The 22,207-nt window shown below is 72.2% G+C and carries 20 protein-coding genes; 17 read left to right on the top strand and 3 right to left on the bottom strand.

Annotation, left to right across the window (positions count from 1 at the left end; genetic code table 11):
• The first annotated feature begins 242 nt into the window (after positions 1–242).
• A complete protein-coding gene (locus tag ACFYZ8_RS22725; RefSeq protein ID WP_388537051.1) occupies positions 243–2,027 on the top strand; it encodes a S8 family serine peptidase in 1,785 nt (594 codons plus the stop codon).
• 90 nt (positions 2,028–2,117) lie between these two features.
• Here the strand turns inward: ACFYZ8_RS22725 and ACFYZ8_RS22720 are convergent, their stop codons facing one another.
• Entirely contained in the window at positions 2,118–2,780 is a 663-nt protein-coding gene (locus tag ACFYZ8_RS22720) for a ScbR family autoregulator-binding transcription factor (protein WP_388537049.1), read from the bottom strand.
• Between the two features lie 146 nt (positions 2,781–2,926).
• Between ACFYZ8_RS22720 and ACFYZ8_RS22715 the strand changes: the two genes are divergently transcribed.
• The 4 genes from ACFYZ8_RS22715 to ACFYZ8_RS22700 all read left to right on the top strand — a co-directional run bounded on the left by ACFYZ8_RS22715 (position 2,927) and on the right by ACFYZ8_RS22700 (position 6,600).
• Entirely contained in the window at positions 2,927–3,853 is a 927-nt protein-coding gene (locus ACFYZ8_RS22715; RefSeq protein WP_388537047.1) for a ScbA/BarX family gamma-butyrolactone biosynthesis protein, read from the top strand.
• 70 nt (positions 3,854–3,923) lie between these two features.
• Complete coding sequence (locus ACFYZ8_RS22710) at positions 3,924–4,571, top strand: ScbR family autoregulator-binding transcription factor (RefSeq protein WP_359028832.1); 648 nt, start codon at positions 3,924–3,926, stop codon at positions 4,569–4,571.
• A gap of 51 nt (positions 4,572–4,622) precedes the next feature.
• The gene (locus ACFYZ8_RS22705; protein ID WP_388537045.1) at positions 4,623–5,774 is read left to right on the top strand and encodes a damage-control phosphatase ARMT1 family protein; all 1,152 of its coding nucleotides are present in this window, start codon (positions 4,623–4,625) and stop codon (positions 5,772–5,774) included.
• 73 nt (positions 5,775–5,847) lie between these two features.
• Positions 5,848–6,600, top strand: a complete 753-nt coding sequence (locus ACFYZ8_RS22700) for a class I SAM-dependent methyltransferase (RefSeq protein WP_388537044.1) — start codon at positions 5,848–5,850, stop codon at positions 6,598–6,600.
• Here the strand turns inward: ACFYZ8_RS22700 and ACFYZ8_RS22695 are convergent.
• On the bottom strand, positions 6,558–9,824 hold the full coding sequence (locus tag ACFYZ8_RS22695; protein ID WP_388537043.1) for a tetratricopeptide repeat protein: 3,267 nt from the start codon (positions 9,822–9,824) through the stop codon (positions 6,558–6,560). The two genes, ACFYZ8_RS22700 and ACFYZ8_RS22695, sit on opposite strands and share 43 nt — an antisense overlap.
• 122 nt (positions 9,825–9,946) lie before the next feature.
• Between ACFYZ8_RS22695 and ACFYZ8_RS22690 the strand changes: the two genes are divergently transcribed.
• From ACFYZ8_RS22690 to cyc2, 7 genes are all read left to right on the top strand, one after another.
• A complete protein-coding gene (locus ACFYZ8_RS22690) occupies positions 9,947–10,108 on the top strand; it encodes a hypothetical protein (protein WP_388537041.1) in 162 nt (53 codons plus the stop codon).
• A gap of 40 nt (positions 10,109–10,148) precedes the next feature.
• Positions 10,149–10,490, top strand: coding sequence for a hypothetical protein (locus tag ACFYZ8_RS22685; protein ID WP_388537039.1), 342 nt, complete (start codon positions 10,149–10,151; stop codon positions 10,488–10,490).
• A 56-nt stretch (positions 10,491–10,546) separates the two neighbouring features.
• Positions 10,547–11,530, top strand: coding sequence for an ABC transporter substrate-binding protein (locus ACFYZ8_RS22680; RefSeq protein WP_388537038.1), 984 nt, complete (start codon positions 10,547–10,549; stop codon positions 11,528–11,530).
• Positions 11,531–11,567: 37 nt separating this feature from the next.
• The gene (locus ACFYZ8_RS22675) at positions 11,568–12,377 is read left to right on the top strand and encodes an ABC transporter permease (RefSeq protein ID WP_388537037.1); all 810 of its coding nucleotides are present in this window, start codon (positions 11,568–11,570) and stop codon (positions 12,375–12,377) included.
• Between the two features lie 245 nt (positions 12,378–12,622).
• Positions 12,623–13,339 carry an ABC transporter permease gene (locus ACFYZ8_RS22670; protein ID WP_388537036.1) on the top strand — a complete coding sequence of 239 codons (717 nt, stop codon included), beginning with the start codon at positions 12,623–12,625 and terminating at the stop codon, positions 13,337–13,339.
• Positions 13,340–13,395: 56 nt separating this feature from the next.
• Positions 13,396–14,211 (top strand): ABC transporter ATP-binding protein, encoded by an 816-nt coding sequence (locus ACFYZ8_RS22665; RefSeq protein ID WP_388537356.1) that lies wholly within the window; start codon positions 13,396–13,398, stop codon positions 14,209–14,211.
• A gap of 129 nt (positions 14,212–14,340) precedes the next feature.
• Positions 14,341–16,500, top strand: a complete 2,160-nt coding sequence (cyc2, locus tag ACFYZ8_RS22660; RefSeq protein WP_359028824.1) for a germacradienol/geosmin synthase Cyc2 — start codon at positions 14,341–14,343, stop codon at positions 16,498–16,500.
• 139 nt (positions 16,501–16,639) lie between these two features.
• Here the strand turns inward: cyc2 and ACFYZ8_RS22655 are convergent, their stop codons facing one another.
• Complete coding sequence (locus tag ACFYZ8_RS22655) at positions 16,640–17,428, bottom strand: hypothetical protein (RefSeq protein ID WP_388537034.1); 789 nt, start codon at positions 17,426–17,428, stop codon at positions 16,640–16,642.
• Positions 17,429–17,506: 78 nt separating this feature from the next.
• Between ACFYZ8_RS22655 and ACFYZ8_RS22650 the strand changes: the two genes are divergently transcribed.
• The 5 genes from ACFYZ8_RS22650 to ACFYZ8_RS22630 all read left to right on the top strand — a co-directional run bounded on the left by ACFYZ8_RS22650 (position 17,507) and on the right by ACFYZ8_RS22630 (position 22,042).
• Positions 17,507–18,382 carry a LysR family transcriptional regulator gene (locus tag ACFYZ8_RS22650; RefSeq protein WP_359028822.1) on the top strand — a complete coding sequence of 292 codons (876 nt, stop codon included), beginning with the start codon at positions 17,507–17,509 and terminating at the stop codon, positions 18,380–18,382.
• A gap of 89 nt (positions 18,383–18,471) precedes the next feature.
• Complete coding sequence (locus tag ACFYZ8_RS22645) at positions 18,472–19,059, top strand: PDZ domain-containing protein (RefSeq protein ID WP_388537032.1); 588 nt, start codon at positions 18,472–18,474, stop codon at positions 19,057–19,059.
• Positions 19,060–19,179: 120 nt separating this feature from the next.
• Positions 19,180–19,800: a LysE family translocator gene (locus tag ACFYZ8_RS22640; RefSeq protein ID WP_359028820.1), complete on the top strand. Its 621-nt coding sequence runs from the start codon at positions 19,180–19,182 to the stop codon at positions 19,798–19,800.
• 123 nt (positions 19,801–19,923) lie between these two features.
• Positions 19,924–21,048, top strand: coding sequence for an aminopeptidase P family protein (locus tag ACFYZ8_RS22635; protein WP_388537030.1), 1,125 nt, complete (start codon positions 19,924–19,926; stop codon positions 21,046–21,048).
• A 46-nt stretch (positions 21,049–21,094) separates the two neighbouring features.
• Complete coding sequence (locus ACFYZ8_RS22630; protein WP_388537029.1) at positions 21,095–22,042, top strand: aminoglycoside phosphotransferase family protein; 948 nt, start codon at positions 21,095–21,097, stop codon at positions 22,040–22,042.
• Positions 22,043–22,207 lie beyond the last annotated feature (165 nt).

Raw genomic sequence — 22,207 nt, 5'->3', positions numbered from 1 at the left:
GCGGTCAACCGGCCACTGCAGAGGGTGGGTTCTCGGCCGGATCAAGGGTTTCCCCTGTATCCGCATGACCTTCTCTTTGCCTATCGTTCGACCACAGCTGACCCACAGGTAACCCCGAACAGGTCACGCTTCCCCGTCTCGGCCGGCCCGCGCTCTTGGCTTCACCCCCCTGCCGCTTCATCGACGAAGCAATTCGACCGCCGCTCCGCGCTGCCCGGAGCACGGCCAAGAAAGGCAAGCCCTTGCGTACCTCCCCCTCGCTCCGGCGGAAGCTGATATCCGCCGCCGCCGTCTCCGCCGCCCTCCTCTCCGTCGGTACGGCCACCGTCGCCGCCGCCCAGGACACCCCCGCCCAGCGGGCCGCCGTTCCGGCCGCGCTCACCGAGGCGGCCCCCGGCATCCAGGCCGAGCGCCTCATCGTCGGCTACAAGTCCGGCGCCGCAGAGGCCACGTCGAACAAGGCCGCCGAGGCCGACGCCGCCGCCAAGGACGCCGACTTCCAGCGCAGACTCGGCACCGGGGCCGCCCTCGTCGACCTGGGCGCGGACGCCGGCAGGGCCGAAGTCGCCGACGCGGTCGCCGAGTTCAAGGCCGATCCGCAGGTCGCCTACGTCGTACCGGACCGCCTCAACAAGCCGCAGGCCGACCCGAACGACACCGAGTACGGCAAGCAGTGGGACCTGTTCGAGTCCACCGCGGGCATGAACGTGCCCGGCGCCTGGGCGACCTCGACCGGCACCGGCGTGACCGTCGCCGTCATCGACACCGGCTACGTCACCCACTCCGACCTCGCCGCGAACATCGTCGGCGGCTACGACTTCATCTCCGACACCGCGGTCTCCGTCGACGGCGACGGCCGCGACAGCAACCCGGCCGACCCCGGCGACTACTACGCGGCCAACGAGTGCGGCTCGGGCATCCCGGCCTCCAGCTCCTCCTGGCACGGCACGCACGTCGCCGGCACGATCGCCGCGGTCACGAACAACAGCAAGGGTGTCGCGGGCATCGCGTACGGCGCGAAGATCTCCCCGGTGCGCGTGCTCGGCAAGTGCGGCGGCTACGACTCCGACATCATCGACGCCATCACCTGGGCGTCCGGCGGCACCGTCTCCGGTGTGCCCGCCAACACCAACGTCGCCAAGGTCATCAACATGAGCCTCGGCGGCGACGGCGCCTGCACCTCGGCGACCCAGACCGCCATCAACAACGCCGTGAGCCGCGGTACGACCGTCGTCGTGGCCGCCGGCAACGACAACGAGAACGTCTCCGGCCACTCCCCGGGCAACTGCAACAACATCATCTCGGTCGCCGCGACCAACCGCACCGGCGCGAAGGCCTCGTACTCCAACTACGGCTCCCTCGTGGACATCTCGGCGCCCGGCGGCCAGACCAGCACCGGCACCGCCAACGGCATCCTGTCCACGCTCAACTCCGGTGCCTCGACGCCGTCTTCGGAGTCGTACGCCTACTACCAGGGCACCAGCATGGCCACTCCGCACATCGCGGGCCTGGTCGCTCTGGTGAAGTCGGCGAACTCCTCGCTGACCCCGGCGCAGATCGAGACCGCCATCAAGAACAACGCCCGCCCGCTGCCGGGCGCCTGCTCCGGCGGCTGCGGCGCGGGTCTCGCGGACGCGGCCAAGACGGTGGCGGCCGTGAGCGGCGGCGGTACGACCACGGGAACCACCTTCTCCAGCACCACCGCGGTCGCCATCCCGGACAACGGCTCCGCGATCGAGTCCTCCATCGCCGTCAGCGGCCGCAGCGGCAACGCCCCCTCGGCCCTCCAGGTCGGCGTCGACATCACCCACACCTACCGCGGTGACCTGGTGATCGGCCTCGTCGCCCCCGACGGCACGGTGTACAGCCTGAAGGCGGCGAGCTCCTCGGACTCCGCGGACAACGTCAACACCACCTACACCGTCAACGCCTCCTCCGAGACGGCCAACGGCACCTGGAAGCTCCGCGTCCAGGACACGGCCGCGCAGGACACGGGCACGCTCAACGGCTGGAAGCTGACCTTCTGAGCCAACTCCCCTGAACAGGTGGGCCGGCCGGTGCGGATGGGGCACCGGCCGGCCCACCTCGCGTGCGCCCCGTGAAACGAACGCCTCCGATCACGTCTCGGCGCCCACGAGTTCACCGCTCTCGACCGACGCCAGTACCCGTGCCCCCCGGTCGGGCCGGCTGTCGAGTCCGACCAACAGCCCCGGCACCGCGATGCTCGGCAGCAGATGGGCCCACAGTACGGAGATCCGGTGCCCGATGTCCTCCCGCCCGTTGAGCGCCCGGGACATCAACTGCACCCCGGCGAAGGCCCCGACCAGCAGATCGGCCGTGTTCCGCGGCTCTACCGTCGGCAGCAACTCGCCCTGCGCGCGGGCCTCTTGCAGCATCTCCACCAAGCGCTCGCTCCACTGCCGGAACGGCCCCGTGTGATCGACACCCGGCGGTGCGCACTGATCCACCGTCAGCCTCACGCTCCCCTTCAGCAGCGCGTTGGTCCGCAGCCGCTGCCCGAAGACGAACGTGGTGTCGACGATCTCCTGCACCTTGCACGGATGCGGCGGTACGGCCCCCAGGGAAAGCTGCTCGTCGAGCACCGCCTGAGCCAGGGACTGCTTGGAGGAGAAGTGGAAGTACAGGGCACCTTTGGTGACTTCGGCCCGCTCCAGCACCATCGCGATGGTGCTCGCGGCGTACCCGTGCTCGTCGAAGACAGCGCCCGCGGCCTCCACGATCGTCCTGCGTGTCCTGATGGCGCGCTCCTGTCTCGCCATAAGAACCCCTCCCATGCGCCGAGTTCGGATCTCGTCCGGTCTCGATCAGGTCACATTGAAAACAGACCGGAATGCCTCGTACTCTATCGCTCACCGGCACGGGCACCTCACCGTCCGTCATCGCTTCGGAGGAACGAGGGGGATACATGCCACAGTCGCGGCAGTCCACGCAGGCCCCGGCCGGGTCCGGGACCCTGACGGCCACCGTCCCCCGTGAGTTCGTGCACCGCGCGGCCGTGGCGGAGATCCTGCTCACCGGCTGGACCAGGACGGGTGCCGACCGGTTCACCATGACCGCGCAGTGGCCGCGCGCCCACCAGTTACACGTGTCCCCGGACCGCTCGGCGTACGAGCCCTTACTCGTTGCAGAAACGGTCCGCCAGTGCGGGGCGCTCCTCGCTCACGCGGTCTACCAGGTCCCGCTCGGGCATCAGTTCGTGTTGCGGGAACTGCGGGTCGACACGCACCCCGAGCACCTGGCCGTCGGCGCGGCCCCCGCCGAACCCGTCGTCGACATCACCGTCACGGAGGTCCGCCGTCGCGCCGGCCGCCCGGCCGCGCTCCGCTACGACAGCGTCGTACGCCTGGGCGGTGAGCGGGTCGCGACCGGCCGCATAGCCGTGACCTGGACGAACGAGTCCGTCTACCGCCGACTGCGCGGGGGCCGCACCGCCGACGTGGGAGCCCTGCGGCTGCCGCGCCCCCTGCCCCCTCCGCTGCCCGCCGAGGCGGTGGGGCGGGCGCTGCGCGCCGACGTCCTCCTGTCGCCCGGCGCACCCCCCGGTCGCTGGCAACTCCGGGTCGATACCGCGCACCCCGTTTTCTTCGACCACCCGCTGGACCACATCCCCGGCATGCTCCTCCTGGAAGCCGCCCGCCAGGCGGCACTGGCACACACGGGGGAGGAACGCCGGGTGCCCGCGTCCTTCCACGCCACGTTTCACCAGTTCGCGGAGTTCGACCGGCCGGTCTGGATGGAAGTGAGCGAGGCGGTCGGCGCGGACGTACAAGTCGTCGCGCTGCAAGGGGAATCGGTGGCCTTCGAGTGCCGGGTGGGTGCCGTCGCAGGGTGAGTTATCGTGTACAGGGAGTAAGAAACAAACGGCATGACCCGTTCTTTTCCGTACCAGGAGTGTGCAGTCGATGCCGAGGCAGTTACGCGCTGAACAGACCCGAGCGACGATCATCACCGCCGCCGCCGACCTGTTCGACCGCCGTGGCTATGAGTCGACCAGTCTCAGCGACATCGTCGAGCACGCCCAAGTCACCAAGGGCGCGCTGTACTTCCACTTCGCGGCGAAGGACGACCTCGCCCACGCGATCATGGAGATCCAGTCGCGGACCTCGCGGCAGCTGGCGGGGGACGTGGACGCCCGGGGCTACACCTCGCTGGAGTCGCTGGTGCGCATCACCTTCGGGATAGCGCGGCTGTCGGTCGAAGGGCCGGTGCTCCGCGCCGGGTTACGGCTTGCCACGGGGAGCGTGGAGGTGCGGCCGCCGCTCAGGCATCCGTTCACGGAGTGGCTGGACCTGGCCACAGGGAGACTGGCCGGGGCGGTCAAGGAGTCCGACCTTCATCCGGACACCGACGTGGACGCGGTGGCGCACTCGCTCGTGTGCTTCTTCGTCGGGACACGGGTGGTGGGACGGCGTCTGGAACCGGTGGGACGGCAGCCGCGAAGACTCGCGCAGATGTGGCACGTGATGATCCGGGGACTGGTGCCGGTGCCGCGGCGGGCGCGGTATCTGGCGCTGGTGAGCCAGCTCGAGCAGGAGTCCAGGGGCGGATGAGCGCCGTGCGGGCTCGGCCGGTCGCCGCGTGCGGTTGGCTACAGTCGCGGCATGTCTCGCAGCGCTGACGTCATCCTCGGCAACGACCCCGGCTCCTTCCCGCACAGCGTGCTCGCCGAGCGGCATCCCGCGATCATCCGGCAGGTGCGGGAGGCCTTTCCCTACGGCCCCGCGCAGCGCCGTGCGCTCGACGCACTGCTCGACAGCTGTACCGAGGGTGTGATCGAGCCGCTCCCGGACGGGGCCTGGGGAGAGTGGGGGATCGACGCGTACGCGGGGCGGTCCTGGTTCGACGTGCCGTGGCTCTGGTCGGAGAGCTACTTCTACCGGCGGCTCCTCGACGCCGTGGGGTACTTCGGCCCCGGCCCCTGGCAGGGCATCGATCCGTTCCGGCCGTCCAAGCTCGCCGAACTCGACTCCCAGGAGACGGACGAGGAACTGGCCGCACTGGACTCGCTCGCTTCCCTCCCGGCGGACGAGAAGGGCGCGGCTCTGCTGCACGGGTCGCTGTGGGGCAACCGGGCCGACCTCGGATTCCGGCTCTCCGACGGGGAGGCGGAGGGCCGGGCCGCCGTACCGGACCTGGTCGCCGACGACAGCGAACGGCTCTGGTCACTGCTCGACGGCTCCGGCACCCTCTGCCTCATCGCCGACAACGCCGGGCGCGAGCTGATCCCCGATCTCCTCCTCCTCGCCCACCTCCTCGGACACGGCCGTATCGAGCGGGCGGTCCTGCATGTGAAGCCGTACCCCTACTACGTCTCCGACGCGACCACCGCCGATGTGGTCGACGCGCTGCGGCGGCTCGTGCGGGCACCGGGGGAGGCCGCCGGGTACGGACGCAGGCTGTGGGAGGCCATGGCCGACGGACGGCTCGACGTCCGCGCGCACCCCTTCTCCTGCGCCCCGCTGCCGTACGAGGACATGCCCGACGGCCTCCGCACGGAGCTCGGCGGAGCCGCGCTGACCGTGCTGAAGGGCGACCTCAACTACCGTCGCCTGGTGGGGGACCGGTGGTGGGCGCCGACCACGCCCTTCGCCGACGCGACCGGCTACTTCCCGGGTCCGGTCGCCGCGCTGCGCACGCTGAAGTCCGACGTGGTCACCGGGCTCGACCAGAGCACGGAGGCCGCGCTGGACCGAGCGGAGGGGCGGCGCTGGCGGACGGGTGGGACGCACGCGCTCATCCAGGTGCGGCTCTGAGGGGCGTTATGCTGCCGACTTGTACCGGTGGGCTGCCATACGTCCCGCCGACGGGCAGCGAAAGAGGACGTCATTGACCCCGCGGTACCTGAGAAATCCTGGGGAGCCCGTCTACGACGTGGACGCGCGGCGCTATCTCGACGTCACCGACGCCCGTGACGAGGCCGACCTGCACGACGTGTTCACGGACATCTACCGCACCAACCGCTGGGGTTCCGACGAGACCCGTTCCGGACCGGGCTCCGAACTCCAGCGCATGAAGCGGGTGATCGGGCAACTCAGCACTCTCGTCGCCGACTTGGGTGTCCGCTCGGTGCTGGACGCGCCGTGCGGGGACTTCAACTGGATGCGGTACGTCGATCTGCACGGCGCCTCCTACCTCGGCGGGGACGTCGTCGCGGAACTCGTCACGGCCAACCGCGCCGATCACCCCGGCCCGGGGCGGGAGTTCCAGCTGCTCGACTTCACCGCCCAGCCGGTGCCGCGCGTCGATCTCATCGTGTGCCGGGACGCCCTCGTGCACTTCTCCTACCAGCACGTGGTGGAGGCGCTGACCCGTTTCCGGGAGAGCGGCTCGCGCTACCTGCTCACCACGACCTTCCCCCGCACCTCCGCCAACACCGACATCGTCACGGGCTGGTGGCGGCCGATCAACCTCCGGCTGGCCCCCTTCGGCCTGCCCGAGCCGCTCCAGGTCATCGGCGACGACGAGTCCGACGACTTCTACGACGACAAGACCCTCGCCCTGTGGGACCTCGCGCAGATCCCGGCCCACTTCCCGGGCTACGAGCCCGCCGTCGCCGAGTCCGGATCCCTGGGCGCCTGATCCTCGGGACGCAGGCGGGCGAGTGCCTCCTGAACGGCCAGAGTCCTTGGGTGCCGTAACCCCAGCACCTCCTCGCAGGCATCGCGCACCTGCATGAACTCCGCCTCCGCGTCCGACAGTTCACCCTTGAGGCACAGCAGGTCGGCCAGGTTGTGCCGCACCGCCAGAGTCCCCGGATGCCGGGGCCCCAGCGTCTCCACGCAGTCCGCGAGCACCGTCCGGTACTCCGCCTCCGCCTGCTCGACGCGTCCGCGCAGATGCAGCACGTGCGCGGCGCCGTGCCGTACGGACAGGGTCAGCAGATGCTGTTCGCCCAGCACGGCGCGCCGGGCCTCGTAGACCTCCCTGAACTCCTGCTCCGCAGCGGCGAGCCGGCCCTGGTCCTTGAGGAGGTCGGCGATGTTGTGGCGGACCGCGAGGGTGCCCGGATGGCGGGGGCCCAGCGTCTCCACGCAGTCCGCCAGGACCGTGCGGTACTCCGTCTCGGCCCGCTCCGTGCGGCCTCGCAGATGCAGCACGTGCGCGGCGCCGTGCCGTACCGACAGGGTGAGCAGGTGCTGTTCGCCCAGCACCTGCCGGCGTGCCGCGTACACCTCCCTGAATTCGGCCTCCGCCGCTTCCAGTTGACCCCGCTCCATGAGCAGGTCGGCCAGGTTGTGCCGGACCGCCAGGGTGTGCGGATGCATGTCGCCGAGCAGCCGGCGGCGGACCTCGAAGACCTCACGGAACTCGGTCTCCGCGTCACCGGGCCAGCCGCGGTCCCGCAGCACGGTGGCCAGGCCGTGCCGGGCGGCCACGGTCTCGGGATGGTCCTCCCCGTAGGCGTCGGCGCGCAGCCCGAGCACCGTACGGAACTCGTGCTCGGCCTCGGTCAGCAGGCCGCGGTCGCGCAGGACGTCGGCGAGGTCATGGCGCACGGCGACCGTGTTCGGGTGGCGCTCGCCGAGTACGTCCGCACACACCCGGAGCGTTTCCCGCAGCTCCTGCTCCGCCTGCCGGAACATGCCCCGCTCGTGCAGGACTTGAGCCATCTCGTGGCGGGTGACCAGGGTGTCGGGGTGACTTTCGCCGAGCGTCTCGCGGTAGGCGTCCAGAACCAGTCGGTAGTCCTCCTCTGCCTCCGCGAGCAGCCCTCGGTAACGGGCCATCCAGGCCACGCCCTTGCGCGCCGCGAGGGTCTGCGGATCCCGCTCGCCCAGCAGGGCCCGGCGCGTGGCGTGGACCGCGCGGTACTCGGTCTCCGCTTCGACGGGGCGGCCCCGGTCGCACAGCAGGTTCGCCAGCGCGTACCGGGCGTCGGCGGTCTCGCCGGCCGTGTCGCCGAACAGGGCCCGGGTGTCCTCGAGGACGGTACGAAGCAGCGACTCCGCCGCCGACAGCCGCCCCCGCAGCTGGAGCAAGTGGGCCGCGGCCGACCGTACTTCGAGCGCGTCCGGGTCACGTGGACCGCACGCCAGCACCACCGGCTCGCATGCCCCCAGCACCTCCTCGGCGCGGTCCAGCCAGCCCCGCCGGATCAGATGCCGGGCCCCGGCTGCCGCCGCCCGCAGCGCCTTGGAGACCAGCTCGTCGTCCGCCTCGTACGGGTCGCCGATCAGGGCCAGCGGGGCGTCGCAGTGCGGGAGCAGCAGCCGCCAGCGCGGCCAGTCGCGCGGGTCGTCCTCGCTCAGCTCGGCGGTGGCGCACACGACCAGGTCGGCGACGACGGCCGCGTACTCCCTCAGGTGCTCGGCGAGGTCCCGCTGGAGCCGGCCGGCGTCCCGCACGAGCGGGTGCATCAGCAGGGTGCGGGTGTGGTCGTCGCCGCCGCGCGGGGTGTGCAGCTCGACCAGACCGAAGTCGGCCAGGGAGGTGAGCGCGGTGAACAGCTCCTGGGGCGTGACACCGGGCAGCAGCGTCGAGGCCGCCAGCCGGTCGGGGCGCAGCAGGCCGACCAGCGGCACCGGCGCCTCGCCCAGACAGCACAACAGCCGCATCAGCGGCCGGGCCTGGACGATGCCCCGCCGCTCCAGGAGGTCGAGCGACAGCTCCCAGGTGCCGGTCACCGGCACCGAGTAGTTGCTGCCCTGGTGCCCGGGCGGGTGCTCGTCGAGGAGTTCGGCGAAGCGCTCGTCGAGGGCCACGCGGTAGTCGGCGTACGTCCGCACGGTCGTCGTGCCCGGCCAGGCGGGGAACGCCGAGGCCGCCGCGAGATGCGAGCCCGCGATGCGCAGCGCCAGCGGCAGCCCGCCGAGCCGCCGGGTCAGCAGCCGGGCGTCCTCCCGTGAACCGGCCCGCTCCCCGGCGAGGTCCCAGAGCACCTCGGTGGCGTCGTCCTCCTCCAGGGCGTCGACCGAGTGCAGGGTCGCCCACGGTCCCCACGTCGTCGGGCTGCTGTCCCGGCTGGTGATCAGCACCAGCCCCGGCAGCTCCGCGGCGGGCCGGATCCAGCCCCTGCCCTCCGCCAACCGGCCGTAGGGGGCCAGGTGTTCGGGCTCGTCGGCGTTGTCCACCACCAGCAGCCAGGGGTTCGCGGTGTCGCACAGCCGCCGCCACAGCAGGTCCGTCGCGCTCGAACGCCCCGACCAGGCACGGTCGATGAGATCCGCGGGGGTGCCCAGCGCGGCCACCACCTCACGCATCCCGGCGCTCAGTGTGGCCGGGTTCTTCGCGGTCACCCACCACACGTCGACGTTCAGCGCGGCGGCGTAGGCGGCGATCTCCAGGGCGACCGTGGTCTTCCCGCTCCCGCCCATGCCGTGCAGCACCCGCACACCCGAAGTCGGCTTGCCCACCAGCTGTTTGAGCGTGTCGAGGAGCGGCTCCCGGCCGCGCACCCGGCGGTCGAGCCGGCCCAGGGGAGGTGCGACGGTCAGCGCGCCCGGGGCGCGGACCGGCTCCAGCGGAACCTGGGACTGCTGGACCTGGATGAACACCGGGCGGGCGAAGCCGGAGAACTCCTGGACGAACTGGGCCAGCAGACCGGACAGCGCGGGATCGCCCGCCAGCAGGCCGCGCAGGGTGGTGTCCCACTCCCGCCGCTGCTCCCGCAGCATGATCTCGCGCCGGTCCGGCGGCGCCGCGTCGAGCGCCGCGCGGGCCCGGTCCAGCCGCTCGACGTCCTCCCGCCGCAGGAACCGCGCCATCCGCTGCCGGGCCGCCTGCCAGGCATCGGTGGTCATCAGCCCGACCATCGTGCCCGCGGCGGCGGCAGCGGTCTGGGTGAACAACTCTGGCCCGAACATCGAGGACCCCCTGTCGGCACACACCACGACGGCTACGTCCGAACCCCTCTCCTGTCTTCAGGTTCTCATGTCAGGCGGACGTGAAGGGGGGTGATCCGGTTGATGAAGTGCGACTCGCGGCCATGCGTCCGGGAGTCGCACCGCACCGCCTGTGGCCCGCTCACGAGACCGAGCTCGACGACGTCCTCGAAACCGCCCGCGCCGCCGAGGAGTTGGGCTTCGACTGCCTCATCGCGAACAGTCATCTGCCGACGGGAGCGGTGGGCGTGACCAGGCGGAGGTGACGCGGCTCTTCGCCGGGGCGACGCTGCGGTTCGGCGACGCGTGGCACACGGCTCCGGGCTCGACGCGGCCGGACTCGCCGAGGTGCGGGGCCGGTTGGCGGAGCTCGCCGAGGAGACGGGGCGGGATCCGGCCACGCCGTTGGAGCTGACGGCGGGCCAGATGCTCGTACCCCCGGGCTTCGAGGCGGCCGTACAGCCGCCAGGGCGACGGCCGTTGGGGGGAGCGGAGCCGTCCGCCGGGCGGGTGCGGGAGGAGCTCGGGCAGCTGGCCGACGCCGGGCTCACCGCCTGCTCGCTGTGGCTGCCGGTCGCCACCGAGGCGCCGCCGGACGCGCTCGGCCGGGTCGCGGAGGAGATCCTTTCGCAGTTCTCCAAGGAGTGACGATTCGGCTGACCTTGGTGTAGTGATCACGCCAAACGATCGGTCATCATGCCCGGATGACGTGGGGACTGGCGTTACGACCTTGGCGTTCGGGAAGCGGGAAGGCGGCGGCCGTCGCGGCCGCCCTCGCGCTGATGCTCACGGCCTGCGGCGGTGACGGGGACCCGGCGTCCTCGGACGGCGGGCGCACGACGGTCAGGGTGGCCGCACTGCCCCTGAGCGACTGCGCCATGCTCTACATCGCGCAGAACCGCGGGCTGTTCCAGAAGGAGGGGCTCGACGTCCGCATCCAGCAGATCCAGCAGAGCCTCCAGGCGCTGCCCGCCCTGTCCAAGGGCCAGATCGACATGGTCGCGGGCGCGAACTACGTCACCTACTTCCAGGCCCAGGACCAGGGCACCCTGGACATCCGGATCGTCGCCGAGGCGATCAGGGCCGCGCCGCGCATGATGGACGTCCTGGTGCCGAAGGACTCGGACATCAAGACCCTCGCCGACCTCGCGGGCAAGAAGCTCGCCGTCAACGTCCTCAACAACGTCCAGTCGCTGACCTTCAACGAGATCCTGGCGAAACGAGGCGTCGCCCGGCCCGTCTACCGGCAGATCCCCTTCCCGCAGATGGGCGCCGCCCTGGACAAGGGACAGGTCGACGCCGTGCACGCGGTCGAGCCCTTCGACAGCGCCATCCAGGACGAGTCGGGGGCGAGGGTGCTGGTGGACGGTTCCTCCGCGCCGGTCGGGTCGATCCCGCTCAGCGGGTACATCACGACGGAGAAGTACGCCGGGAAGAACGCCGAGGCGCTCACCCGGTTCCAACGCGCCCTGAAGGCGGCGGTGAAGCTCGCCGACGCGGATCCCTCCCTGGTGCGTGAGGTGCTGCCGACGTACACCAAGGTCACGAAGGAGCAGGCGGAGAAGATCGACCTCCCGGTGTATCCGGCGACGATGGACGGGACGCGGATCGCCCGGCTGACCGCGTTGATGGAGAAGCAGAAGATGTTGAAGAAGCCGATCGACGTCGCGGGGCTGTTGGTGAAGTGAGGGGGGTTGCGGGGGCGGGGCTGAAGGGGCGTTCGCCGTGCGGTGGCTGAGGACGCGTCAGGAGTTCTGGCTCGGTCTCCTCGGCGCGGTGCTCGCGTTCGGTGTGTCCGAGGCGGTGAGCCGGGCCGGGCTGGTCCGGCGCAGCTATCTCCCGCCCGCCTCCGAAGTGCTCGCCCGCGCCTTCGAGTTGGCGGGTGACTCCGTCTTCCTCGACGGGATCGGCGTCACCCTGCGCGCCTGGGCGCTGGGCCTCGGCCTCGCCTGCGCGATCGCCGTACCGCTCGGGCTGCTCCTGGGCAGCGTGCCCCTCGTCGACGCGGCCGCCCGGACGATCGTGGAGTTGCTGCGGCCGCTGCCGTCCGTGGCCCTGATCCCCCTGGTCTCCCTGCTCCTCGGCTCCGGGACCGAGACCGAGGTCGCGCTGATCGCGTACGCCTCGGTGTGGCCGATCCTCTTCAACACCGTCTACGGCCTGGGCGAGGCCGACCCCCTGGCCAAGGACACCCTGCGCGCCTTCGGATTCGGCCGCCTCACGGTCCTGCTGCGCGCCGAACTCCCCGCCACGGCCCCCTTCATCGCCGCCGGCATCCGTATCTCCGCCGCCGTCGCCCTCATCCTCGCCGTCGCCACGGAGATCCTCTCCGGCTTCGGCGAGGGCCTCGGCATCTTCATCGCCCAGGCGGGCCTGGCGACGGACGGCACGAGGGACGTCCTTGCGGGTGTGGTGTGGGCGGGGGCCCTGGGGCTCGTCATCAACGGCGTGCTGGTGTGGGGCGAGCGACGCCTGTTCCCCTGGACACCGGAACACCGGGCGGGCGGCAGCGCCGGGCGCGGGGTGACCCGATGAGCGGGGCGGGCGAGGAGGGGGTGTGGACGCCGTGGTCGGAGGGGGAGACGTGCCGGTCCTGGTCGCTGCCTTCGCCGCTGGAACACCAGTCACCTGATTCTCAGTCACCTCAGTCACCTCAGTCACCTGAGTCCCCTCAGTCCCCTCAGTCGCCGAAGGCACCGGCGCGCCGGCTCCGTACCACCACCCCCCACCCCGCCCTCCTGCGCTGGCTCGTCCTCGTTCTCGCCGTCGGTGTGTGGGAGGTGGCCGCCCGGGCCCGCGACAGCGTCTACTTCCCGGCCCCGGACCGCATCGCGCGGCACATGCACGAGCTGTGGTTCGACGGGCCCGTCCGGCATCTCTTCCTCAGCCCGGCCGCCCTGGACGACATCCTGCCCAGCCTCGGCCGGATGGGCGCCGGGTTCGCGCTGGCGGCCGTCGCCGGGGTCGTGCTGGGTGTCGTGGTGGGGCGGTCGCGGTGGGCGTACGCGCTGGCCAACCCCGTCCTCCAGTTCGCCCGGGCCGTGCCGCCCCCCGCCCTGGTCCCCGTCTTCGTCGTGATCTTCGCCTTCGGCACCCCGATGCAGATCGCCTCGATCGCCTTCAGCGCCGTCTGGCCGGTCCTGATCAACACCGCGGCCGGCGTCCGCAACACCGACCCGCTGCGCCTCGACGTCGCCGCGGTCCTGCGCCTGAACACCGCCGAACGCCTGTGGTTCCTCGTGCTGCCCTCCGCGCTGCCGCGCGTCTTCGCCGGGCTGCGCCTGAGCCTTTCGCTCTCCCTCATCCTCATGGTCTTCTCGGAACTGCTGCCGGGCACCGCCAACGGCATCGGTTTCACGCTCACCGAGGCGCAGACCCGCTCGGACCTGCTCACGGTCTGGGCCGCGCTGGTCCTGCTCGGCGCCCTCGGGCATCTGCTCAACACCGGTCTGCTGGCGGTCGAGAAACGGCTGCTCGGCAGGGGGAGGGCCACGTAAGTCATATGACCCACACGAGCCACGCGACCCGTACCCAGGAACAGGGGACCGACCCCATGCTCCAGCTCTCCGCGGTCGGCCAGCACTACGGCGACCACCGGGTCCTGCACGACATCACCCTCACCGTCCCCGCGGGCCAACTCCTGTGCGTCGTGGGCCCGTCCGGCTGCGGCAAGTCCACCCTGCTGCGGACCATCGCCGGTCTGCTGCCCGCCCGCGAGGGCACGATCACGATCGACGGCGCCCCCGTCAACGGCGTCCCCGACAGTCTGGCCGTCGTCTTCCAGGACTACGGCCGCTCCCTGTTCCCCTGGCTCACGGTCCGCGACAACGTCGCCCTGCCCCTGCGCCGCCGCGGCCTCGCCCGGGCCGAACGGCGTGCCGAGGCCGACCGCATCCTCGACCGCGTCGGCCTGTCCGGCGCCGCCCGCCGTCACCCCTGGCAGCTCTCCGGCGGTATGCAGCAGCGGGTCGCCATCGCCCGCGCCCTCGTCTGCCGCCCCGCCCTCCTCCTCATGGACGAACCCTTCGGATCCCTGGACGCCCAGACCCGCGAGGACCTGGAGGACCTGCTCCTGGAGGTCCACCGCACCGACGGCACGACCATCGTGTTCGTCACCCACGACATCGACGAGAGCGTCTACGTCGGCGACCGCGTTGTTGTTCTCTCCGCGGGCCCCGGCTCCGGGATCGTCCTGGATCTGCCGGTCCCGCTCCCCGGGCGGCGGGACCAGATCACCACCCGGGGGCTGCCGGAGTTCGTCGCCCTGCGGGCGCAAGTGGGGCGGGCGGTCCGCGGCCAGGGTGTTCAGGACAGGGGCCGCAGCGACAGCGGTGCCCAGGACAGCGACAGCAGAGTTCAGGGCACCTGAACGCCCCCACACCCTCCGAACGCCACAAGTGCCGCCTGGAACTCCCCAGTTCGGTCCGGATTCACGCGATGGTGTGATCATGTGTGCCGCGGCGGATGCCGACGGAGAGCCCTGGGTAGGGCCCGGCTCATGACGCAGCAGCCCTTCGAACTCCCGCACTTCTACATGCCGTACCCCGCGCGGCTGAACCCGCACGTCGACGAGGCCCGCGCCCACTCGACCGTGTGGGCGCGCGAGATGGGCATGCTGGAGGGGTCCGGGATCTGGGAGCAGTCCGACCTCGACGCGCATGACTACGGCCTGCTCTGCGCCTACACACACCCCGACTGCGACGGCCCCGCGCTCTCGCTCATCACCGACTGGTACGTGTGGGTGTTCTTCTTCGACGACCACTTCCTGGAGACCTTCAAGCGCACCCAGGACCGCGCCGGCGGCAAGGCCTACCTGGACCGGCTGCCCCTGTTCATGCCGATGGACCTGTCGACCCCGATGCCGGAGCCGGAGAACCCGGTCGAGGCGGGCCTGGCCGACCTGTGGACGCGGACCGTGCCGTCGATGTCCGCCGGCTGGCGCCGCCGCTTCGCCGTCGCCACCGAGCATCTGCTCAACGAGTCCCTGTGGGAGCTGTCGAACATCAACGAGGGGCGGATCGCCAACCCCGTCGAGTACATCGAGATGCGCCGCAAGGTCGGCGGTGCCCCCTGGTCGGCCGGTCTGGTGGAGTACGCGACGGCCGAGGTGCCGGCGTCCGTCGCCGGGACCCGGCCCCTGCGGGTGCTGATGGAAACCTTCTCCGACGGTGTCCACCTGCGCAACGACCTGTTCTCCTACCAGCGCGAGGTCGAGGACGAGGGCGAGCTCAGCAACGGCGTCCTCGTCCTGGAGACCTTCTTCGGCTGCACCACCCAGGAGGCCGCCGACATCGTCAACGACGTCCTCACCTCCCGCCTCCACCAGTTCGAGCACACCGCCCTCACCGAGGTTCCCGCGGTCGCCCTGGAGAACGGTCTCTCCCCGCAGGAGGTGACCGCCGTCGCCCGGTACACCCAGGGCCTCCAGGACTGGCAGTCCGGCGGCCACGAATGGCACATGCGCTCCAGCCGCTACATGAACGCCCGCGCCGACACCACCTCCCCCTGGCAGACCCTGACCGGCCGCGGCACCTCGGCCGCCGACGTCGGCGCCCTGCTCGCCGCGGCCGGCGCCGAGCGGCTGCGCGCCCACACGCATGTGCCGTTCCAGAAGGTCGGTCCCTCCCTGCTGCCCGACCTCTACATGCCCTTCCAGGTCGAGCACAGCCCGCACCTGCCCGGTGCCCGCCCCCGGCTCGCCGAGTGGGCGCACCGCATGGGCATGCTCCAGGAGGGCGTCTGGGACGAGGACAAGCTCGCCGCCGCCGACCTCCCCCTGTGCTCGGCGGGCATCGACCCGGACGCGAGCCCCGAGGCCCTGGACCTGAGCTCGCACTGGCTGGCCTGGGGGACCTACGGCGACGACTACTACCCCCTCGTCTACGGCGGCCGCCGCGACCTCGCCGCCGCCCGGCTCACCACACAGCGCCTGTCGGACTGCATGCCCCTCGACGGCGAGCAGACCCTCGTCCCCGTCAACGCCATGGAGCGCGGCCTGATCGACCTGTGGGCCCGCACCACCGCGGAGATGACCCCCGACCAGCGGCGCACCCTCAAGGACGCCGTGAACGTGATGACCGAGAGCTGGCTCTGGGAGCTGGCCAACCAGATCCAGCACCGCGTCCCCGATCCGGTCGACTACCTGGAGATGCGGCGGGCCACCTTCGGCTCCGACCTCACCATGAGCATGTGCCGGATGGGCCACGGCCCCGCCGTCCCCCCGGAGGTCTACCGCAGCGGCCCCGTGCGCTCCCTGGAGAACGCCGCCGCCGACTACGCGTGCCTGGTCAACGACGTCTTCTCCTACCAGAAGGAGATCGAGTACGAGGGTGAGGTCCACAACGCGATCCTTGTCGTGCAGAACTTCTTCGGCATCGACTACCCGAGCGCGCTGCGGGTCGTCCACGACCTGATGACCCAGCGCATGCAGCAGTTCGAGCATGTCGCCGCGCACGAACTGCCCGTCCTCTACGACGACTTCGGGCTCTCGGAGGAGGCCCGCGAGGTCATGCGGAGCTATGTGGGCGACCTCCAGCACTGGATGGCGGGCATCCTGCACTGGCACCGCACGGTCGACCGCTACAAGGCGGAGCACCTGGCCCGCCGCGCCCACCGCTTCCTCCCGGACCGGCCACCGGCCCTCCCCTTGGCCGGCTGACCACAGGGGCTCCGCGGCCGCTCGGCCCGCACCGGCTCACCGAGCCGCTCGAAGTCGTCGGCGAGGGCACTCGGGTCAGCGGTGTCCAGCCGGGCCTGAAGTTCGGCCACGGCGGGGCGCACGGCGGCCACCGCGAGGGTCACACGGGCTGTCGCTCCCCACCCGCGGCGTACTCCACCGCGGCTCGCGCCAGCGCTCGGACGACCGGGTGCGGGCGCGAGCCGTCGCCGGACAGCTCGGGCTGGAACAGGGTGGCCAGGAAGAAGGGATGACCGGGGAGTTCGGCGATCCTGACGTGGCCGTCCTCGTCGTAGCCGGAGAAGCGCAGGCCGTGCGCGCGCAGGGTGTCCAGGTGGCGTGAGGGCCCGTAGGCGCAGAAGTAGCGCTCCACGGTCCGCTCGGATCCGATCACCGACCGGGCGAGCGAGTCCGGATCGACGTTCACCACACCCTCGTGGTCGACGAGGGAACAGGCCAGCGGCTCGATGAGGAGGTCGTCGGCGTCGGGGTCGTTCTCGGCGTGCGCCACCCGCGTCAGCCCGCAGACATCGCGGGCGTACTCCAGCAGCGCGTGCTGGAACCCCGCGCAGGTGCCGAGGAAGGGGATGCCCGCCTCGCGCGCGGTACGGATCGCCGTGAGGACACCCGCCTCACTGCGATAGGGGCTGCCCGGCACGACCCACACCGCGTCGAACCCCCGTACGGCGTCGGTGTCCCCGGCGTCCTCGGACGGGATCCAGTAGGCGTCGAGCACGATCCGCTCGCGCTCGACGAGGGCGTCCAGCAGGCCAGGGATGCGAACGTGCGAGGCCACGTCGGGGGAGCGGTCGCCCACCAGCGCGATCCGGGCGGTCCGGTCTCTCCGCGCTGTCCGTGCCGCCTGCGCCGCCGGTGTCGTAGGTGCTGTTCTCGTCGTCATGTCCGTCATCCTGAACGCCACGTGAGGATCACGTCCAACGATGATTACTGCATGCTCGATAAGCACACCTGATGCCATGCTGGGCGCATGGACCCGCACCTCCTGCGCACCTACGTCACCGTCGCCCGCCTCGCCTCCTTCTCCGAGGCCGCCCGCGAACTGGGCTACACCCAGTCGGCGGTGTCGCAGCACATCGCGGCGCTCGAACAGGATCTCGGCGCGCCGCTGCTCACCCGGCGCCCCGTGGCCCCCACGGCGGCCGGCGGGCGGCTCCTGGAACACGCCGAGCCGCTGCTGCTGCGCCTGGACGCGGCTCGCGCGGACGTGACCCGGATGGCGGCCGCGCCGACGCACGGACTGACCCTCGCGGCGGCGCCCACCGCCCTCGGGCCGCGGATCCTCGCCGCGCTTCCGGCGGCCGGTGTGACCCTGCGCGTGGTCGGCCGTGACGCCGTCCCCGCGGCCGTGGCGACCGGCACGGCCGACCTGGGCCTGACCGACGGTCTGGTCGCCCCCAGCGACCCGCTGCGGCTGCCCGACGTGGCCCCGCTGGGCACCCGGTCGGTCGGGGAGGAGCCCGTGTGCGTGCTGCTGCCCGACACGCATCCGCTGGCCCGGCGCACCGGGCTGCGCCTCGGCGACCTCGCCGACGCCCGCTGGCTGGACGCCCCCGACACCGCCCTGCCGCTGGCCCGGCTCCGCGCCGCGAACGGCGGTCACGGCTTCCGGGGCGCCCTGCGCTACGAGGGCACCGACGTGGCCGTCCTGACCGCCCTCGCCGCCGCCGGACACGGTCTGGCCCTGCTGCCCCGGTCCGCGGCCACCGACGTGCCGGGTACGGTCGCCGTGCCGATCGCCCACCCGCGGGTGGTGCACCGCACCGAACTGGTGTACGCCGGCGCGCCCAGCGGGGCGGCGGCGGACTTCGTCGACCTGCTGGTTCCAGCCGCTTCCCGCTCCTGACCACCCGTCAGTCTCACTCGTTCGTGGCTCGTCGCGCGCCGGTGCGCCGGGTAGGCACCAGACGGTGGTGATCCAGCCGGAGGCGATCGATGGAACAGACTGCGTTGCGTCCCAAGCCGATGCCCGGCCGGGAGCCCGGCGGCGGCAGGTCCCGGCCCGTCCGGCGCCCGCACGCCGCGCGGCGGCGCGGACGCCGGCTGACGACCCTGCTGTTCGGCCTCTTCGTCGCGGCCCTCCTGGTGCTGTCGGGCGTGGGCCTCGGCACGGTGGGCGCCACGGTGGCAGGCATGAGCAGACTGGCCGACCTCCAACGGCGGACAGGGCCTCACCAGGGCGGCGCGTCCGCCGCGGCGCACCCGGGCCCCGCCCGGTCGTCCGCGGCACCGACGACCGCTCCCCGGCCCGCGGCCGCCGCCGCGACCCTCGGTGTGGAGGCCGTGGACGCGGAGAAGGCGGGCGCGCTGGTGGTCGGTGTCCACGTCCCCGGCCCCGGCTACACGGCGGGCCTGGTCCGCGGCGACGTACTCCTCGCCTTCGGCCGGACCCGCGTCGACACGGCAAGTGACCTCGCGCACGCCGTCGCCGGCGCCCGGCCCGGCCGCGAGGTGGTGCTGACGGTCCGCCACCGCAGCGGCGGCTACCAGCAGCTGACAGCCGTACCGGGAGTCGTCACCTGACCCGCTTCCCACGGCTCGATCCGGTCCCGGCGTCAGACGTACCGGCTGATCAAGCCGCTTCCGCCGACCGGGACGGAAAACCACTGGTCCGGATCCGGCCACCGGCGTCACGATGAGCCCATGCCGACCACGCTCATCGCCTTCCTGGGGGCCTGCACCCTCATCGCCGCGTCCCCCGGGCCGAGCACCGTGCTGATCATCAAGCAGTCCCTGCACAGCCGACGCTCCGGCTTCCTGACCGTGCTCGGCAACGAGACCGGCGTGTTCGTCTGGGGCGTCGTCGCCGCGTTCGGCCTGACCGCCCTGCTGACGGCCTCCGAGATCGCCTACGACGTGATGCGGATCGTCGGTGGCGTCGTGCTCGTCGCCTTCGGCGTCCAGGCGCTGCGGCAGGCGCGCCGCGCCAAGGGGGCCGCCGACGACGGCTGGGAGAGCACCGGCAGGACCGGCTGGGCCGCCTACCGCGCGGGACTGCTGCTCAACCTCGCCAACCCCAAGGCGGCCGTCTTCGCCATGTCCTTCCTCCCGCAGTTCGTGCCCGAGGGCGCTCCGCACCTGCCCACCATGACCGGGCTCGCCGCGCTCTGGGCGGTCTACGAGATCGGCTACTACGGCCTCTACGTGTGGTTCGTCGGCCGGTTGCGGGCCGTGCTGTCCCGCGCGGGCGTGCGCAGGCGCCTGGAACAGGTCTCCGGGGGCGTCCTGCTGCTCCTCGGCGTCCGCATGGTCCTGGAGAGCTGACAGGCACCCCGTCCCGTCCTCTGCGCGCGAAAGACACGCCGACCCGCTCGCGCAGGCTCCGCCGTCCGGGCAGGATGCTGCCCAAAGACCTTCAAAGACCTTCACCCGCCCAGGAGGCCCCCGATGACCGGCACCGCAGCGCCCTTCGTCGCCGACGACTACAGGGCGCGCATGGAACGCGCGGCGCGGTCGGCCGCCGAGGCCGGACTCGCCGGACTCCTCGTGGCCCCGGGCCCGGACCTGGTGTGGCTCACCGGCTACGCGCCCACCGCCGTCACCGAACGGCTCACCCTGCTGGTCCTCACCCCCGGACAGGACCCCGTCCTCGTCGTGCCCACCCTGGAGGCCCCGGACGCCGCCAAGGCCACCGGCGCGAGCGCCCTGACCCTGCGGGACTGGACCGACGGCAAGGACCCCTACGCCGCCACCGCGGCCCTCCTGGACGCCGGCGGCCGGTTCGGCGTCAGCGACAACGCCTGGGCCATGCACCTGCTCGGCCTCCAGAAGGCACTGCCCGGCACGTCGTACGCCTCCCTCACCGAGGCGCTGCCGATGCTCCGCGCCGTCAAGGACACGGCCGAACTGGAACTGCTGGCGGCCGCGGGAGCGGCCGCCGACGCGGCGTTCGAGGAGATCCGCAAGGTTCCCTTCGGCGGCCGCAGGGAGTCCGAGGTGGCCGCCGACCTCGCCGGCCTGCTGCGGCGCTTCGGTCACTCCCAGGTCGACTTCACCATCGTCGCCTCAGGCCCGAACGGCGCCAACCCGCACCACGAGGTGGGCGACCGGCTCATCGAACGCGGCGACATGGTCGTCCTCGACTTCGGCGGCCTCAAGGACGGCTACGGCTCCGACACCTCCCGCACGGTCCACGTCGGCGAACCCACCGACGAGGAACGCCGGGTCCACGACCTCGTGCGCGCGGCACAGGAAGCGGGCTTCCGCGCGGTACGGCCCGGCGTGCCCTGCCAGGAGGTCGACCGGGCCGCCCGCGCGGTCATCGCCGACGCCGGGTACGGCGAGTACTTCATCCACCGCACCGGGCACGGCATCGGTGTCACCACCCACGAACCGCCGTACATGATCGAGGGCGAGGAACAGCCCCTCGTCCCGGGCATGTGCTTCTCCGTGGAACCAGGCGTCTATCTGCCCGGCCGCTTCGGGGTACGCATCGAGGACATCGTCACCGTCACCGAGGACGGCGGCCGCAGGCTCAACGACACCACCCGCGAGATGGTCATAGTGGACTGACCGACCCCCAGGAGCCCCTCCACCCCCGAGCGACTACGGCGCGACCATGACCCAGGCACCGACACCCACCGCGGACACGGTCCGCCGGCTGGTCCGTTCCCTGCTCAAGGACAGCACGCCCGACACCGGCGGGCCCGAGGTCCGGCCCGTCGCCGAGGGCGGCGGCCAGGTCACCTGGTGGGTGGGCACCCGCCATGTCCTGCGCCTGGCCGGCGACCGCGAGGCCTCCACCCGCAGACGCCGCGAGCTGCGGCTGCGCGACCTGGTCCGCCCGCACGTCCCCCTCGCGGTGCCCACCAGCGTGGCGCAGGGCGAGTGGGCGCCCGGGCTGGCCTACACCCTCGACACCAGGCTGCCCGGCGGCTCGGCGGAGGAGCACGACGTGTCCGCCGTCGGCGAGGCCGACCTGGCAGGCCTGCTCACCGGGCTGCGCGAGGTGCCCGTACGGCAGGCCGAGGCGCTCGGAGTCCCCCGCGTCGCCCCGCGCTCCCTGGAGGCGCTGCGCAGGGAGGCCGCCCGGGCCGCCGAACTCCTCGGCAAGGCGGACGAGTTCGACCCGGTCCGGCTCCAGCAGCTCACCTCCGCGGCCGCGGTCCAGCTCGCCGCCCAGCCCGGCGGCGCGGTCCTCGTGCACCACGCCCTGACCGGCGAACACCTCGTGATCAGCCCCGACGGCCGGGTGCGCGGCGTCCTCGACTGGACCGGGGCGGTCGTCGGCGACCCCGCCGAGGACATCGCGGGCCTCGCGCTCGCCGTCGGCTCGCCCGCCGCCGTGCGCGCCGCCACCCTCGCCGGGTACGGCGCCCGGCCCTGCCTGCGCGGACTGTGGCTCGCCCGCTGCGACACCGTGATCCGTCTCGCCGCGGGTTTGCACGGCCGCGCCGCCGAGCCCCTGCCTCTCCTGCGCGTCCGGCTGCGGCGCGCCTGGGAGGCGATCCTGCTGGAACGCGTCACCGAGCTCCGGGACGAGGAGACCGACGACGTGGGGTTGTAGCCGTCTCCACCTGGTCTTTTCCACCCTCGCTCCACCCGTGGGCCGAGGCGCGCGACGGGGCCGGAGCCGGATGCTCGAAGCATGACGATCTCCGACTGGCTCATCGACGCCGCGCTGCACCTCACTCATCGGCTGCACAACTCCAGGAGCCACCCTGACCGCTGC

The sequence above is a fragment of the Streptomyces sp. NPDC001668 genome (assembly GCF_042893155.1).
Classification (GTDB): Bacteria; Actinomycetota; Actinomycetes; order Streptomycetales; family Streptomycetaceae; genus Streptomyces.
The sequence above is the reverse complement of the archived record's forward strand: the minus strand, read 5'-3'. Positions and strand labels throughout refer to the sequence as shown.